The following is a 15,161-nucleotide window of genomic DNA, read 5'->3' on the forward strand; positions in this document are numbered from 1 at the left end:
TCGATGTGCAAAGCGCTTGCAGCTCATGTTTTTGATATGAGCTGCATACGCAAAACTATATTCCGGCTCATGCTAAGCTGAATGTCTTGCACCTGCGCCCCGGCGGCCCCGGGGTGTTTTTGACTGCTCAGATTTTGCGATTGGAGATACCCCATGCCCGGACTTTTGCCCGACGTCGACCCCGATGGCCTGCTTGAATTCTCGGTGGTCTACACCGACCGAGCGCTCAACCACATGTCCAAGAAGTTCGTGGGTGTGATGCAGGACATCCTGGGCATGCTCAAAGATGTCTATCACGCCAACACGGCCGTGCTGATTCCGGGCAGCGGCACTTTCGGCATGGAAGCCGTGGCTCGCCAGTTCGCCAACCGCGAGCGGGTGCTGATCGTGCGCAACGGCTGGTTCAGCTACCGCTGGACGCAGATCTTCGATGCGGATGCCGGCCTGGGCGGCGGCTCCGTGGTCTGCAAGGCGCGCAAGCAGGGCGAGGGCAGCCAGGACCCCTGGGCGCCATGTCCGGCAGCGGATGTGGCCGAGACCATTCGTGTGGAGCGTCCCAAGGTGGTTTTTGCCCCGCATGTGGAAACGGCCAGCGGCATCATGCTGCCCGACGAATACCTGCGCACCGTCGCCGACGCCGCACATGAGGTCGGCGCGCTGTTTGTGCTCGATTGCGTGGCCTCCGGCGCCATGTGGGTCGATATGGAAAAAACCGGCGTGGACGTGCTGATCTCGGCGCCGCAAAAGGGCTGGAGCAGCTCGCCTTGCTGCGCCATGGTCATGCTCTCGGCGCGTGCCCGCGAGGCCATTGAGCACACGCAAAGCTCCAGTTTCTCCTGCGACCTGAAAAAGTGGATGCAGATTGCCGAGGGCTACGAAAAAGGCCAGCATGCCTATCACACCACGATGCCCACGGATGCGCTGCTGCGCCTGCGTGACGTGATGCTGGAGACGCGCGAGTACGGCTTTGCCAAGGTGCGCGAAGAGCAGATGGAGCTGGGGCGCAAGGTGCGCGAGCTGCTGCAGTCGCGCGGCTTTCCCAGCGTGGCCGCCGAGGGCTACAAGGCTCCCGGCGTGGTCGTGAGCTACACCACGGACGCGGAAATACAGAGCGGCCGCGCCTTTCTCAAGGTCGGCCTGCAGACCGCCTCGGGCGTGCCGCTGCAATGCGATGAAGGCCCGGACTTCAAGACCTTCCGCATCGGCCTGTTCGGCCTGGACAAATGGCATGACTCGGATCGCTCCGTAGCGCATCTGTCCAAGGCGCTGGACGATATCGGCATTGCCCGGATCTGAGCCAAGGTGGCCGGCAGTATTGCTGCCGTGACATTTTTCGACCCGACTTCGTACTAAAGTCGGGTTTTGTTCATTCAGTGCATCCGATATGAAAAAAGTAATCTCCGTGATCGGGCTTGTATGGGCCATGGGTGCTGGCGCAGTGGTTCATGCTGCGCCGGTCACCACCGCCAGCGGGCTGGTCTATGAAAGCCAGGTCGAAGGCACGGGCCCCAGCCCCAAGGCGACGGACACCGTCAAGGTGCATTACCGCGGCTACTTCCCCGATACCGGCAAGGAGTTCGACAGCTCCTATGCCCGCAAGCAGCCCATCGAGTTCCCGCTCAATGGCGTGATCCCCTGCTGGACCGAGGGCGTGCAGAAGATGAAGGTCGGCGGCAAGGCCAAGTTCACCTGCCCGCCAGCCATTGCCTATGGCACACGCGGCGCGGGCCGGGCCGTGCCACCCAATGCCACGCTGAACTTCGACGTGGAGCTGCTGGGCATCCAGGGCCGCTGATCAAGGCCTGTCTATCTCCAGCCGCTTGGCCAGGCGCTGCAGATTGGCTCGATCGAGCTGCAGCTCGCGCGCTGCAGAGGCCCAGCTGCCCCGGTGGCGGGCCAGGCTGGCGCTGACCAGCTGGCGCTCATAGGCGCTGACGGCGGCGCGCAGGCCAGCCTCGGGCGCCGCTGCCGGAGTGGCCAGGTCGTTGGCGGCCGCAGCCTGTTCGGCGGCAGGCGCCTCGGTCCGCTCCCAGAGATCGGCAGGCCCCAGCGTCACGATGCGCAGCCTGGCACCGGCGCGGCTGGCGCTGCCGTCATGGCGGCTCAGGGCTCTGAGCACGGCGCGGCTGATGCAGTGCTCAAGCTCGCGTACATTGCCGCTCCAGCTGCGATTGAGCAAGGCCGCCTGTGCGGCCGCATCCAGGCGCAGGCCGCCCAGCCTGAGTCTGGAGCGGTTCTCTTCGAGGAAATAGCCCGCCAGCTGCAGCACGTCGCTGTCGCGCTCGCGCAGCGGCGGCACATTGAGCGGATAGACGTTGAGGCGGTGATAGAAGTCCGCGCGCATGCGCCCGGCGCCGACTTCCGCAGCCAGGTCGCGGTTGGTGGCGGCGATCACGCGCACATCCACATGATGCTCCCGGTCCGAGCCCAGGCGCTGCAGCTGGCCGCTTTGCAGCACACGCAGCAGCTTGGCCTGCACGGGCAGCGAGAGTTCTCCGACCTCGTCCAGAAACAGCGTGCCCTGATGCGCCTGCTCGAACTTGCCGCTGCGCTCGGTCAGCGCTCCGGTGAAGGCCCCGCGCACATGACCGAACAGCTCGCTCTCGACCAGGTTGTCCGGCAGGGCCGCGCAGTTGATGCTGATCATGGGCTTGTCGGCCCGGCCCGACTGCGCATGCACGGCCTGGGCTACCAGCTCCTTGCCGGTACCGGTTTCGCCGGTGATGAGCACGCAAAGATCGCTGGCGGCGACCAGGGCAATGTCTTTCTGCAGCTGGCGCATGACGGGGCTTGCGCCCTGCAGTCCGCGCTCTGGCGGCGCGCTTGGGCTGGTCGAGCCGGCGGCGCCGCGCGCGAGCTGCGACAGTTGGTGCACGCGCTCTGCCGTGGCCACGGTGGCCGCAGCCAGATTGCTGAAGGCCTGCAGCATGGCCAGCGCCGCAGGGTCGGCAAAGCGGCCCGGCTCCATTGCATCCAGCGTCAGCAGGCCCCAGGGCAGGCCGCCCAGCTGCAGCACGCAGCCCATGCAGTCATGCACATGCAGCTCGGTGATGGCCTGGCCCTTGTGCGCCACCAGCCCGTCATAGGGGTCGGGCAGGGGGCTGTCGGGCTCGAAGCGCATGGCCTGGCCGGCCGCCAGCAGCTGGGCAAAGCGCGGATGCTCGGCCAGGCGAAAGCGTCGGCCCAGCGTGTCCGGCATCAGGCCGTCGATCGCCATGGGGCGCAGCCATTCGCCTTCGAGCTTCAGCAGGGCGACGGCATCGGCGGGCAGCAGATTGCGCAGCGCGGCCAGCAGACGGCGCAGGCGTTCGCGCTCGGGCAGGTCCTGGGCCAGATCGGCGATCAGCGGGCTGACGGCGTTGAGAATATGGGAGGTTGTCATAACGACAGCGTTCGGTGTCAATAAGACATCAATTGAGCAATGTCATATTGACGCATATTTCTGCAAGCCATTGTTTTGCAGTGGTATTGAGGCTGGCACGCTGCTTGCACTGACTGGTGCAAGCCTTGCAGCTGGCAAGGCAGCAACCAGGAGATTTGCATGCTTACCGAACGTCAACGCGAGATCGTCAAGGCCACCGTGCCGCTGCTGGAAACCGGCGGCGAGGCGCTGATCACGCATTTCTACCAGACCATGCTGGGCGAATACCCAGAGGTGCGCCCGCTGTTCAACCAGGCACACCAGCAAAGCGGTGCCCAGCCGCGTGCTCTGGCGCACAGCGTGCTGATGTATGCCAAGAACATCGACCGTCTGGAAAACCTGGGCAATCTGCCCGCCCAGATCATCAACAAGCATGTGGCGCTGCAGGTGCAGGCCGAGCATTACCCCATCGTGGGTGCCTGCCTGCTGCGCGCCATTCGTGAAGTGCTGGGTGCCGAGATTGCCACGGATGAGGTGATCGCCGCCTGGGCTGCGGCCTATCAGCAGCTGGCCGATATCCTGATCGCGGCCGAGCGCAGCGCCTACGAGCAGACGGCGGCGGCCGAAGGCGGCTGGCGAGGTGCGCGCGCCTTCAGACTGGTGCAAAAGCAGGCCGAATCGGCCGAGATCACCTCGTTCTATCTGGAGCCGGCGGACGGCGGCGCGGTGATTGCCCATCAGCCCGGTCAGTACATCGGCCTGCGCGTGGTGGTCGACGGCCTGGAGCAGCGCCGCAACTATTCGCTGTCGGCACCTGCCAACGGCAAGAGCTATCGCATCAGCGTCAAGCGCGAGGCCGGCGGCAAGGTCTCCAGCCATCTGCACGACCAACTGCAAGTGGGCGATACGCTGGAGCTGTTCCCGCCCGCCGGTCATTTCACGCTGCAGGCCAATGCCAAGCCCCTGGTGCTGATCAGCGGCGGTGTGGGCATCACGCCCACGCTGCCAATGCTGCAGGCGGCACTGCCGACGGGCCGAGAGATCACCTTTATCCACTGCGCGCGCGATCGCGGCGTGCATGCCTTTCGCGAGAAGATTGATGCACTGGCCCGCAGCCATGAGCAGCTCACGCGCCGCTATTGCTACGACCAGGCGGATGCCGGCGACGAGGTCGATGCCCAGGGCCTGCTGAGCACCGACCAACTGGCCCAGTGGCTGCCCGCGTCGCGCGATGCCGATGTCTACTTCCTGGGGCCGCGCGGCTTCATGCGCAGCGTCAAGCAGTCGCTGCGTGAGCTGGGCGTGCCCGACGCCCAGGTGCACTACGAGTTCTTCGGCCCGGCCGAAGCCCTGGCTTGATTGAGTGAATGCTCATTAAAAAAGAGCTGTTAGCGCATGTTATTAATAGGTTTCAGTGCTGAAAGCATTTGAAATCCTTGTAAATAAATCGCAAACAGCTCTTTTTATTGGAGCGCGGCCCGAGTCGAAGTCGGCAGGTCAGTGCCCTGCCACCCCGCAGCGAGGCCGTGGAGGGCGGGGCCGCCCAGGCGCGCAAAGCGCCTCAGGGGTTCAACGGTAATACGCTTCGACCGTGCCCTTGAGCTTGATCAGCAGGGGCTTGCCCTTGCGGTCCAGGGTCTTGCCGGCGGGAACCTTGACCCAGCCTTCGCTGACGCAGTATTCCTCGACGTCAAAGCGATCCTTGCCGTTGAAGCGGATGCCGATATCGTGCTCGAACACGGCGGCCACATGGTGGGGGCTGCGAGGGTCAACGGACAGATGGTCGGGCAGTTCGGGGCGGGTGGCTTCGGTCATGATTTCTCGAGAGTCAGGGAATACAGGAGCGCTATTTTCGGTGCAATTGCAAAAGCCTGCCGTCTGTTGCTGCAATGGCGCAGCGCAAGCCATGCGCGGCCATCGGGGCCGCAGGCATAGGCGAGCCGGCCCGACTCGCCTATGCTTGCGCCATGCTCACCGAAGAACAACGCCTGTCCCTGCAGCGCGCCAAGCGGCTGCCGCTGATTTTGCTGCTGCTGGTGACGGCCGGCTTCATCGCCACGGCGCTGGCAGGCTCGCGCTGGGGACTGGAGGGCCAGGCCGTGCCGCTGTGGCTGGTGTGTCTGCGGGCCATCTGCGAGGCCGCCATGGTGGGGGCGCTGGCCGACTGGTTTGCGGTCTCGGCGCTGTTTCGCCATATTCCGCTGCCGCTGGTGGGGCGACACACGGCCATCATCCCGCGCAACAAGGATCGCATAGGGAACAACCTGGCCACTTTCGTGCGCGACAAGTTTCTCGATGCGCCCTCGCTGGTAGCGCTGATCGAACGCAACAATCCGGCCCAGGCACTGGCCGACTGGCTGATGGCTCCCGCCAACAGCCAGTTGCTGGGCAAGCAGGTGGCGCGGCTGGCACTAGCCGCGCTGGAGATGGTGCAGGACAAGCAGGTCGAGAAGTTTCTGACCCAGTCGCTCAAGGCTGTGATGCAGCATGTGGATCTGTCGCGTGCGGCGGCATCGCTGCTGTCGGGGCTGACGGCGGGCGGGCGCCATCAGGAGGTGCTCGACGATGTGCTGGCGCGCATCAGCCGCGTGCTGCGCCAGGAGCAGACCCATGTGATGATCGCGCAGACCATCGTGGTCTGGCTCAAGCGAGAGCACCCGATCAAGGAAAAAATGCTGCCCACGGACTGGCTCAGCGACAAGGGCGCCAGCGTGATTGCCAGCGCTCTCGACAGCCTGCTGCAGGACGTGGCCCAGAACCCCGGCCACCGTTTGCGCCAAGCCTTCGACAACTCGATACAGCGCCTGATCGACGGTCTGCAGAACGATCCTGTCTACGCCGAGCGTGTGGAAAAGCTGCGCAACTATTTGCTGCATGACGAGAAGCTGGCCGTCTACCTGCGCGAGCTATGGGCAGGCTGGCGCGCACGGCTGGAGCGCGATCTGGCCGACGAGAATTCGGCCATGGCGCGGCGCGCCGCCGTGATGGGGCGCTGGCTGGGCCAGGCGCTGGCGCATGACGAGGCACTGCGCATCTCCATGAACGAGCGCCTCAAGCGCTGGGCGACGACGCTGGCGCCTGATGTCTCGCAGTTCATCGCCCGTCATATTGCCGACACGGTGCAGCGCTGGGATGCCGAACAGCTGGCCACGTTGATCGAGGCGCATATCGGCAAGGATCTGCAGTACATACGCATCAACGGCACGCTGGTGGGCGGGGCCATCGGCTTGCTGCTGTTTCTGATCTCGCATGCTGCTGCCCTGTGGCGCAGCATGCTGGCCTGGCTGGGCTAAGGCCTTTTCGCGACCAGGCCGCGCATGGCGCTGCCAGGCGATGCTGGCTTGAGGTCGTGCCAAAGTACTTAACAGTAAAAATTCTCTGGAAGGCCTGTTGGCTGTAGTTATAATGAGAACTATTCGCAACAAGAGGACCTTGCTGCAATCTTCGACCCAGCCAGGCATGCCCATTGAATGGCCGCATGCCGCCATGCCCCGCTGCATGGTGCAGCCAAGACGATCTCATGCGCAGATCGTGATTGCCTTCTTCATCACTCCAACAGCGCGAATGCTTCGCTGACCGGCACCTGCTTTCCGTGGCCCTGGCCATGGGGCGCAGCCTCGCCTGGTCGATGTGCCTTTTTTTTTCCGAACTCATCATGCAAATTCATGCAGCCGCTGCTGCAGGCTTCGCCACGACCTGCGCCTCTTCATCTTCCCGTTCTCTGATCACCGTCCGCCGGTCGCTGCGCCCCATGTTGGGTATGGCGCTGGCGGCTGCCGGCCTGCTGACCCACGGGCTGACGGCGGCGCAGGAAAAATCGCTGGAGACGGTGGTGGTGACAGCCTCGGGCTTCGAGCAGGAGATCAAGGATGCGCCGGCATCGATTTCCGTCATCACGCGCGAAGAGCTGGAAAAAGGCAGCTACAACAATCTGCATGATGCGCTGCGCGATGTGCCCGGCGTGAATCTGGTGCCTTCGGACAACAATTCCAACGACATCAGCCTGCGCGGCATGGGCGTGAACTACACCCTGATCCTGGTGGACGGCAAGCGCACTAATACCCGCGAAACCCAGGCCAACGGCTCCACCGGCACCGACCAGAGCTGGGTGCCGCCGCTGGAGGCGATCGAGCGCATCGAGGTGGTGCGCGGCCCCATGTCCTCGCTCTACGGCTCGGATGCCATGGGCGGCGTGATCAACATCATCACGCGCAAGGTGGCTAAACAGTGGATGGGCTCCATCCGCACCGAGGCCACGCTGCAGGAGCGCTCGTCCTCGGGCAATATCTACCAGAGCAATTTCTATCTGTCCGGCCCCATACAGACCGATCTGCTGGGCCTGAGCATCTACGGCAACTACAACAAGCGCGGCGAGGACAACATCCTCAACGGCTACAACGACTACGACAACCGCGCGCTCAACGTCAAGCTGGCGCTGACGCCCAACAAGGACCACGACATCATTGCCGAGCTGGGTACGGGTAAGCAGCACTACACCTCGACGCCGGGCAAGACGCTGGCGGCCACGGCTGCACTCAGCGACCGCAAGTTCGAGCGCGATAACTTCTCGCTGCAGCATAAGGGACGCTGGGGCTGGGCATCTTCGGACACCTATCTGCAGCAGGAGAAGACGCGCAACCTTTCGCGCGACATGACCATCAAGAACACGGTCTTCAACAGCAGCTGGGTGGCGCCGCTGGGGGCCAGCCATCTGATGACCACGGGCGTGAGCTACAACGAGCAGGATCTGACGGACACCACCACCAACACCTTGCCCAATGCCAGCCGCACCAGCATCAACCGCAGCCAGTGGGCCGTGTTTGCCGAGGACGAATGGCGTCTGCACCAGGACTTCGCACTGACCGGCGGCCTGCGCTACGACCATGACAGCCAGGCCGGCGGCCAGGTCAGCCCGCGCCTGTATGGCGTGTGGAATCTGGCCCCGCAGTGGACAGTCAAGGGTGGCGTCTCCACGGGCTTTCGTGCACCGTCGCTGCGTCAGACCGTGGGTGACTGGGGCCAGAGCAGCCGTGGCGGCAATATCTACGGCAACCCCGATCTGAAGCCCGAAACCTCGCTGACCAAGGAAATCGGCGTGCTCTACGACAGCGGCACGGGCACCACGGCAGGACTGACGGTGTTCGACAACGAGTTCGAGGACAAGATCACCCGCGTGGCCTGCCCCAGCTGCGGCCCGCTCAACAGCTCTGGCCGCGTGCCCACCACGAACATCAATGTGGACAACGCCATCACGCGTGGCCTGGAGGCTTCGCTGGGCACCCAACTGAGCAAGACGCTGCGCCTGAAGACCAACTACACCTTCACCAAGTCCGAGCAAAAGAGCGGCGAGTTTGCAGGCATGCCGCTGAACCAGCTGCCACGCCATCTGTTCAATGTCTCGCTGGACTGGAGCCCCACGGGCCAGCTCAACGGCTGGCTCAAGGCTTCCTACCGCGGTGAGGAAAGCGCGCCCACGGGCGGAGCGTCCTCGGGCAGCTTCACCCAGAAGAGCTACACCATGCTGGATCTGGGCGGCTCCTACAAAGTCAACAAGACCGTCACGCTGTACGCAGGCATCTACAACCTGCTGGACAAGCAGGTCATCTATGACGGCGTGAATTACGACACCGTGCTCGACGGTCGCCGCTACTGGCTGGGCATGAACGTCAAGTTCTGATCCTGGTCATCGCAGCCCGTTGCTGCAATGCGCGGCAACGGGCTGCTGGTCTTTCTTCTGTTTTCGCTTTTCAAGGTACTTCATGCAAGCACTGACCAGCCGCCGCGCCACCACCGTGGCCCTGCTGATGATGGCCGGCGCCGCCTGGGCGCAAACGCCGCAGGCCCTGTCGTTTACGGCCCAGCCCTCCCGCATCCAGGTCGAGCATGCCCGGGGGGTGATCGAGCTGTCCCAGGCTCCCCGGCGCGTGGTGGTGTACGACCTGGCTTCGCTGGACACCATGCAGGCGCTCAAGCTGCCGGTGACGGGCGTGCCCAAGGCCCATTTCCCCGCCTATCTGACCGGCTATGCCGATGCCCGCTACCAGGTGGCGGGCTCGCTGTTCGAGCCTGACTACGAGGCGCTGAGCCGCATCCGCCCCGATCTGATCGTGGTGGCCGGCCGCTCGGCCGGCAAATACGAAACGCTGAGCCGTATCGCGCCCACGCTGGACCTGAGCACCTCGGGCCAGGATTTGCTCGGCGATATGCAGCGCAATGTGACCGCACTGGCCAGCCTGTGGGGCAAGCAGGCGCAGGGCGCGCAGCTCATGCAGCAGGTGCGCAGCGACGTGGAAGCCACCCGCGCTGCCGCGGCCAAGGCCGCGCCAGGCCTGCTGGTGCTGGCCGTCAACCGGAATATGAGCGGGCAGACGCCGGGTTCGCGCTTCGGTCTGCTGCATGACGTGCTGGGCATCAAGCCAGCCCTGCCCGCAGATCCGGCGCAGGCGCGCGGCATTGTGCTGAAGATGGAAGATATCGCCAGGATTGACCCCGAATGGCTGTTCGTGATCGACCGCAATGCGGGCACGGGCAGCACCAAGGACAAGGACGGCAAGCCGGTCGTGCCGTCGCGTGAGCTGTTCGACAACGACACCATCAAGAACACCCGTGCAGGCCGCAAGCAGCAGCTGGTGTTCGTCGATCCGCAGCTCTGGTATTTGCTGGGCAGCAGCGGCCCCCAGGCCATGCGGGCCAATGCGCAGCAGGTTCGCACCGCACTCCAACGCCAGGCTTTTTGAGAGAGAATCAATCTAATAGCTGCTTTCGCCAATGAATAAAGGGTTTCAATGCATAAAAGCATTGAAACCCTTTGTTATTAAGCGCAGCAAGCTATCAAAAGTATCAGGCAGCGGGCTCCGAAGGCTCGGACGGCAGCAGCTGCTTGCCAATCAGCTGCCAGGCCTTGGCGGCATCGGCCTGGCCGGCGAACAGATGGCAGCTGGCGGCCGTCATGGCGATGCGGCCATTCTCGGGTTCCAGGTCAAAGGCCAGCTCGCATTGCGCAGCGGCGTTGGCCCACATGACCAGCGCGTTCTTGTTCTCTTCCTTCTGCAAGGCATGGGCCTCGGCCATCCAGGCCTGTGCCAGGCGAAAGGCGGCTTCCGGTTCGTTCATATCGGCCTTGTGCGCCAGATAGAACTCCTTGCCGGCAGCCTGCCAGAATGCGCGGGCTTGCTCGAAGTCCTGCGTGGCAATCTTCTGGGCCTGCTGCACCAGCGCGTTGCCGGCCTGCAGATGGGCCTGATAGGTGGATGCGTCTTGATCTTGGGACATGGCGCTTATTGTCCTCATTGCCTGGCCTCGCGCAGCGCGACCGCGCGCATCTCCCCTGGACGGCCCCGGGGCATTGCCGGCGCCTGCAGGCAGGCTTGCCGCTAGTAGCGGAAGTCCAGCTGATGCGGGCCCTTGCCGATCTCTGCCGTTTGGGTCTTGCTTACGCCCTCCCTGGTGGTGGCGGTGATCTTGTAGCTGCCGGCAGGCAGCTGGACCAGGCAGACCGGGCCGTTGGCCGTGAAGCGGCTGCTGTCCTTGGCTGAGCTGACCTCGACCGCCACATTGGCCAGATAGGCACCGTCCTTTTGCGCAAATAGCAGCGACAGCGGGTAGTTCTTCATCGCGGCGCGCATGAGCGTGGATTCGTCCTCGCCTATGCCGCCGCAGCTATAGCGCAGCGCACCGGCCTGCTGCATATCGGGAATCCGGCCCTGAGCCAGAGCGGGCAGGCCGAGACCGGCACTGGCGGCCAGAACCAGGCAGGCGGCGTTTCTCAAGCAATGCATGGTGTTTCCTTTCAGCGATACACGGTCGGCCATCTTGCGGCCTGAGCGCGCAGCTCCATGTCATCCCTGCTCGGTGCTGCGTGTGGGCCTCATCGGCTTTTACGCCCGGTTGCCGGATGAAACAGGCGCCCGTGCTTGTGCATCCTGGCCCGCAGGCAGGCTCAGTCCGATGCTGGTAACAGAGCGGTCGGAGTGCGCAAACGCCTGTCCGCCATGCATGCGCGCGATCGCGGCCACGATGGACAGGCCCAGGCCGTGGTTGCGATCGGCCTGGCTGCGGGCTGCGTCCGAGCGATAGAAGCGGTCAAACAGCCTGGGCAGATGTTCTGCGGCAATGGCCTGGCCCTGGTTCTGCACCGCCAGCCTGACCTGGCCGGCCTGCGGCATGCTGATCTGTATCTCTATGCAGCTGCCTGGCGTGGCATAGCGCGTGGCATTGCCCAGCAGATTGGACAGCGCCCGGCGCAGCAATCGCGCATCGACCTGGGCCTGTGCATCGCCCTGCACCCGCACCTGCAGATCGGCCTCCTGCAGCGCGGCCTCGTGGTAGTCCACCACTTCGTCCGCGAGGCTGGCCAGGCTGGCCACCTGAATGCGGTGCGCGCTTTCGCCGCGATCGGCGTGAGATAGAAACAGCATGTCCGCCACGATGCCTGCCATGCGCTGCAGATCCTCCAGATTGGAAGCCAGGATGTCGCGCAGCTCGCCCGCATCGCGGGGCTTGCGCAGAGCCAGCTCGCAGCTGCTGATGAGCGTGGTCAGAGGGGTGTTGAGCTCATGGGCCACATCGGCGTTGAAGGCCTCCATCTGGCGGTAGGCCACGGCCAGCCGCTCCAGCAGCGCGTTGAACTGGGCAATCAGCGGACGCAGCTCCTGGGGCTGGTTGCTGTCGTCGAGTCTGGTCTGCCAGTCATGGCTCAGATCCTTGGCGCCCAGTTGCCGGGTCTGCTCCACCAGCGAATGCAGAGGCGCCAGCCCGCGGCGCACCAGCCAAGCGCTGAACATCGACACCAGCAGCGCGCCGCTGACGGCAGCCAGGCCCAGAATCCAGGCCAGCTGGCGCAGCAGGGCGTCGTCGGGGCGGCGGTCCAGCATCAGCAGTACCTGCACGACCTGCTGCTCCTGCTGATCCACATGGGCTGGCAGCACTACGCTGAAGCTGCGCCGGGCGCTGTGAACATCGTCGAGGGGCTGGTGCAGTTTCTCGAACAGCAGCGTGCCGTCGGCATAGCTGACGCGGATCGACATATCCTCGTGGCCTGTGAGGAAGTCGGACAGCATGTGCTGCATGCTGGACGCGGAGCGATTGGCACGCGCCTGTTGCAGAAGATGGGTGACCGTGACCTGCTTTTGCTCCAGGCTTTCCTGCTGGCGCTGTGCCAGGGCCAGCCAGCTGCCCCAGTAAACGGCCACGCAGACCAGGCCCAGGCCCAGCATGGTCTGCAGGGCCAGCGAGCGTGACAGCCGCCGGCTCAGGTTCGGGATCCGGGCTGCGCGGGAAGGAGCGGAATCAGCGGTCATGGTGGCTGCTATGCTGGACGATTGATTGTTTGTGGAGGAAGAAGCCATGAGTCCTGCCAATGCCATCCTGAACCACCATGCCTTCTTGCAGGAGATGTACGAGGACAGCTATTTCCCCGAGGAACTGGTGCGCAAGGGTGAGGATATTCTGCGAGAACTTTGTCTGCAGATCGAGCAGCAAAAGCCGCAGAGTCTGGAGCAGCTGTATCGCTTGAGCCATGCGGCGACCGAGCGCTTCAACGATCTGCAGCAGGAGTTCGAAGAGCAGGGCAGCGAGATTGAGACGGCGGCACGTGAATGCATTGCGGCTGATTTCGAGGCCATTGCCAGGGCTTATGGATTTGCGGAGGCGGATGTGGAGGAGCTGATCGCTCCACGCGAATGGTAGGCTCCGGGGCTCAAGCCTCGGGGCGCAGCTCCAGCACATAGCCCATGCCGCGTACCGTGTGCAGCAGGGGCAGCTCGAAGGGGGCGTCGAGCTTGAGGCGCAGGCGGCGCACGGCGACCTCGACGACATTGGTTTCGCTGTCGAAGTTCATGTCCCAGACCTGGGAAGCCAGTTCGGTGCGCGATAGCACTTCACCCTGTCGCCGCAGCAGCAGACTCAGCAGATTGAATTCCTTGGCCGTCAGGTCCAGCCGCTGTCCCGCACGCGTGGCGCGGTGGCGCAGCAGATCCAGCTCCAGATCGGCCATGCGCAGTACCGTGGCCTCGGGCGTGGCCTGGGCCTGAAGGCCGCGGCGCAGCAACGCATGAATGCGGGCCACCAGTTCCGAAAATGCGAAAGGCTTGACCAGATAGTCGTCGGCGCCTGCCTGCAGGCCTTTGACGCGGTCTTCCACCTGGGCACGGGCCGTGAGCATGAGCACTGGCGTCTGGCGCGACTGGCGCAGGGCGGCCAGCACGGCCAGACCGTCGATGCCGGGCAGCATGCCGTCCAGAATAATGAGGTCGTAGGGCTGCTCGGTGGCCAGGTGCAGGCCGTCGATGCCGTTGTGCGCGGTATCGACCACAAAGCCTTCCTCGCCAAGGCCTTTTTGCAGGTACTCGGCGAGCTTGGTTTCGTCTTCGATGACTAGAAGCTTCATGCCGCAGATTGTCGAGCAAGTCGGCAGCTGGCGAAGATGACAAATTTGTCATCTTGAGGTCAGAACCCTGTGGGGGCCGCCACGCTAGATTTGCTCCGCCTGTAAAGGACTGCCGACCCAGGGGCTGGCATGCAGGCGGAGCATCACCATGACATTCATTACCAAGGCGGCCGCTGCGTTGCTGGGCAGCGGCCTGGGCCTTTTCGTGCCCAGCACCTGGGCGCAGCAGTCTGCGCTCGTCACGGCAGCGGCCGCCTCACCCATCAGCCTGCAGGCCGCGCTGGCACTGGCCATGGAGCGCAACCCCGGTCTGCGTGCGGCAGCCCAGGCCCTGGCGGCCAGCGAAGGGGCATTGATACAGAGCCGTGCCAGACCCAATCCCGAGCTGGCCTATTCGCAGGAAGACACGCGCCGCGAAACCCGCTCCATGACGCTGCAGTGGAACCAGTCCATAGAGATCGGCGGCAAGCGCGAGGCGCGCATGAAGGCGGCCGAACATGGCCGGGAGCTGGCCCGGGCCGAGCTGGAGGCCGCCCAGGCCGGCTTGCGTGCCGATGTGCGCACGGCTTTTGCCAATGTGCTGGCCGGCCAGCAACGCGTGCAGCTGCATCAGAAGACGCTGGAGATCGCCAGCAGTGCCCGCGATGCGGCGGCCAAGCGCGTGCAGGCGGGCAAGGTGGCGCCGCTGGAGGAAACCAAGGCCCGTGTGGCCGAGAGCAGTGCCGAGCTGGCGCTGGCCCAGGCGCGCTCCGGTCTGCGTGTGGCGCGTCAGCAACTGGCAGCGCTATGGGGTGCGCAGCCTGCGGCATTTGGCAGCGCGGTAGGTGAGCTGGCGCAGCTGCCCGTGCTGCCCGATGAAGGCCTGATGCTGCAAAGGCTGGAGCATTCGCCGCAGATGCTGCGGGCGCAGCAGGCCGTCTTTCAGGCCAGGTCCGTCGCAGAGCTCGAGCGTGCCAAGCGCCTGCCCGATCCCAGCGTGAGTCTGGGCATGAAGCGTGCGCAGGAAGTGGGCCGCAATCAGCTGGTGGTGGGCATCTCGGTGCCGCTGCCGATTCTGGACAGCAACCGCGGCAATCAGCTGCAGGCGCTGCGTCTGGCCGACAAGGCAGAGGACGAACTGCTGGCCACGCGCCAGCAGATGCATGCGCTGCTGCTGCAGCAGCGCGAGCAGTTGCAGACCAGTCGTGCCCAGGCCGAGCAGCTGACGCAGCAGGTCTTGCCGGCGGCCGAATCGGCCTATGAAGTCGCTGCCAAGGGCTTTGCCCTGGGCAAGTTCAGCTATCTGGAAGTGCTGGATGCCCAGCGCACGCTGGCCGAGGCACGCAGCCTCTATCTGGAGCAACTGGTGGCCACCCATCAGGCAGCCGCCGACATCACCCGCCAACTGGGCGATGTGCCCGGTCTTGAGTAAGA

14 protein-coding genes are annotated in these 15,161 nt (G+C 64.4%); 8 read left to right on the forward strand and 6 right to left on the reverse strand.

The window, feature by feature from the left end:
* Window positions 1-153 precede the first annotated feature (153 nt).
* Both F3J24_RS06465 and F3J24_RS06470 read left to right on the forward strand, forming a co-directional pair.
* Window positions 154-1,296 carry an aminotransferase class V-fold PLP-dependent enzyme gene (locus F3J24_RS06465; RefSeq protein ID WP_167003761.1) on the forward strand — a complete coding sequence of 381 codons (1,143 nt, stop codon included), beginning with the start codon at window positions 154-156 and terminating at the stop codon, window positions 1,294-1,296.
* Window positions 1,297-1,384: 88 nt separating this feature from the next.
* Window positions 1,385-1,795, forward strand: coding sequence for an FKBP-type peptidyl-prolyl cis-trans isomerase (locus tag F3J24_RS06470; protein ID WP_167003763.1), 411 nt, complete (start codon window positions 1,385-1,387; stop codon window positions 1,793-1,795).
* Here the strand turns inward: F3J24_RS06470 and norR are convergent, their stop codons facing one another.
* Window positions 1,796-3,382: a nitric oxide reductase transcriptional regulator NorR gene (gene norR, locus F3J24_RS06475; RefSeq protein ID WP_167003765.1), complete on the reverse strand. Its 1,587-nt coding sequence runs from the start codon at window positions 3,380-3,382 to the stop codon at window positions 1,796-1,798.
* A 159-nt stretch (window positions 3,383-3,541) separates the two neighbouring features.
* Here norR and hmpA point away from each other — a divergent pair, with 159 nt between their 5' ends.
* Window positions 3,542-4,720 (forward strand): NO-inducible flavohemoprotein, encoded by a 1,179-nt coding sequence (gene hmpA / locus F3J24_RS06480; protein WP_167003767.1) that lies wholly within the window; start codon window positions 3,542-3,544, stop codon window positions 4,718-4,720.
* A gap of 210 nt (window positions 4,721-4,930) precedes the next feature.
* Here the strand turns inward: hmpA and F3J24_RS06485 are convergent, their stop codons facing one another.
* Window positions 4,931-5,176, reverse strand: coding sequence for a DUF3297 family protein (locus tag F3J24_RS06485; RefSeq protein WP_003050615.1), 246 nt, complete (start codon window positions 5,174-5,176; stop codon window positions 4,931-4,933).
* A gap of 152 nt (window positions 5,177-5,328) precedes the next feature.
* Here F3J24_RS06485 and F3J24_RS06490 point away from each other — a divergent pair, with 152 nt between their 5' ends.
* From F3J24_RS06490 to F3J24_RS06500, 3 genes are all read left to right on the forward strand, one after another.
* Complete coding sequence (locus F3J24_RS06490; protein ID WP_167003769.1) at window positions 5,329-6,654, forward strand: DUF445 domain-containing protein; 1,326 nt, start codon at window positions 5,329-5,331, stop codon at window positions 6,652-6,654.
* Between the two features lie 362 nt (window positions 6,655-7,016).
* Complete coding sequence (locus F3J24_RS06495) at window positions 7,017-9,038, forward strand: ligand-gated channel protein (protein WP_167003771.1); 2,022 nt, start codon at window positions 7,017-7,019, stop codon at window positions 9,036-9,038.
* Between the two features lie 82 nt (window positions 9,039-9,120).
* A complete protein-coding gene (locus F3J24_RS06500) occupies window positions 9,121-10,098 on the forward strand; it encodes a siderophore ABC transporter substrate-binding protein (protein WP_167003772.1) in 978 nt (325 codons plus the stop codon).
* A gap of 103 nt (window positions 10,099-10,201) precedes the next feature.
* Here F3J24_RS06500 and F3J24_RS06505 read toward each other — a convergent pair whose 3' ends face one another.
* The 3 genes from F3J24_RS06505 to F3J24_RS06515 form a co-directional block, all read right to left on the reverse strand.
* Window positions 10,202-10,633 carry a hypothetical protein gene (locus F3J24_RS06505; RefSeq protein WP_167003775.1) on the reverse strand — a complete coding sequence of 144 codons (432 nt, stop codon included), beginning with the start codon at window positions 10,631-10,633 and terminating at the stop codon, window positions 10,202-10,204.
* A 101-nt stretch (window positions 10,634-10,734) separates the two neighbouring features.
* Entirely contained in the window at window positions 10,735-11,139 is a 405-nt protein-coding gene (locus F3J24_RS06510; protein ID WP_240154275.1) for a hypothetical protein, read from the reverse strand.
* Window positions 11,140-11,238: 99 nt separating this feature from the next.
* Window positions 11,239-12,660, reverse strand: a complete 1,422-nt coding sequence (locus F3J24_RS06515) for a heavy metal sensor histidine kinase (RefSeq protein ID WP_167003780.1) — start codon at window positions 12,658-12,660, stop codon at window positions 11,239-11,241.
* 46 nt (window positions 12,661-12,706) lie between these two features.
* Here F3J24_RS06515 and F3J24_RS06520 point away from each other — a divergent pair, with 46 nt between their 5' ends.
* Window positions 12,707-13,048, forward strand: coding sequence for a DUF5713 family protein (locus F3J24_RS06520; protein WP_167003782.1), 342 nt, complete (start codon window positions 12,707-12,709; stop codon window positions 13,046-13,048).
* A gap of 10 nt (window positions 13,049-13,058) precedes the next feature.
* Here F3J24_RS06520 and F3J24_RS06525 read toward each other — a convergent pair whose 3' ends face one another.
* A complete protein-coding gene (locus tag F3J24_RS06525) occupies window positions 13,059-13,748 on the reverse strand; it encodes a heavy metal response regulator transcription factor (protein ID WP_167003784.1) in 690 nt (229 codons plus the stop codon).
* Between the two features lie 148 nt (window positions 13,749-13,896).
* Between F3J24_RS06525 and F3J24_RS06530 the strand changes: the two genes are divergently transcribed.
* Window positions 13,897-15,159 carry a TolC family protein gene (locus F3J24_RS06530; protein WP_167003785.1) on the forward strand — a complete coding sequence of 421 codons (1,263 nt, stop codon included), beginning with the start codon at window positions 13,897-13,899 and terminating at the stop codon, window positions 15,157-15,159.
* Window positions 15,160-15,161: the final 2 nt, after the last annotated feature.

Origin of the sequence: Comamonas sp. Tr-654 (assembly GCF_011752915.1) — a bacterium.
Classification (GTDB): Bacteria; Pseudomonadota; Gammaproteobacteria; order Burkholderiales; family Burkholderiaceae_C; genus Comamonas.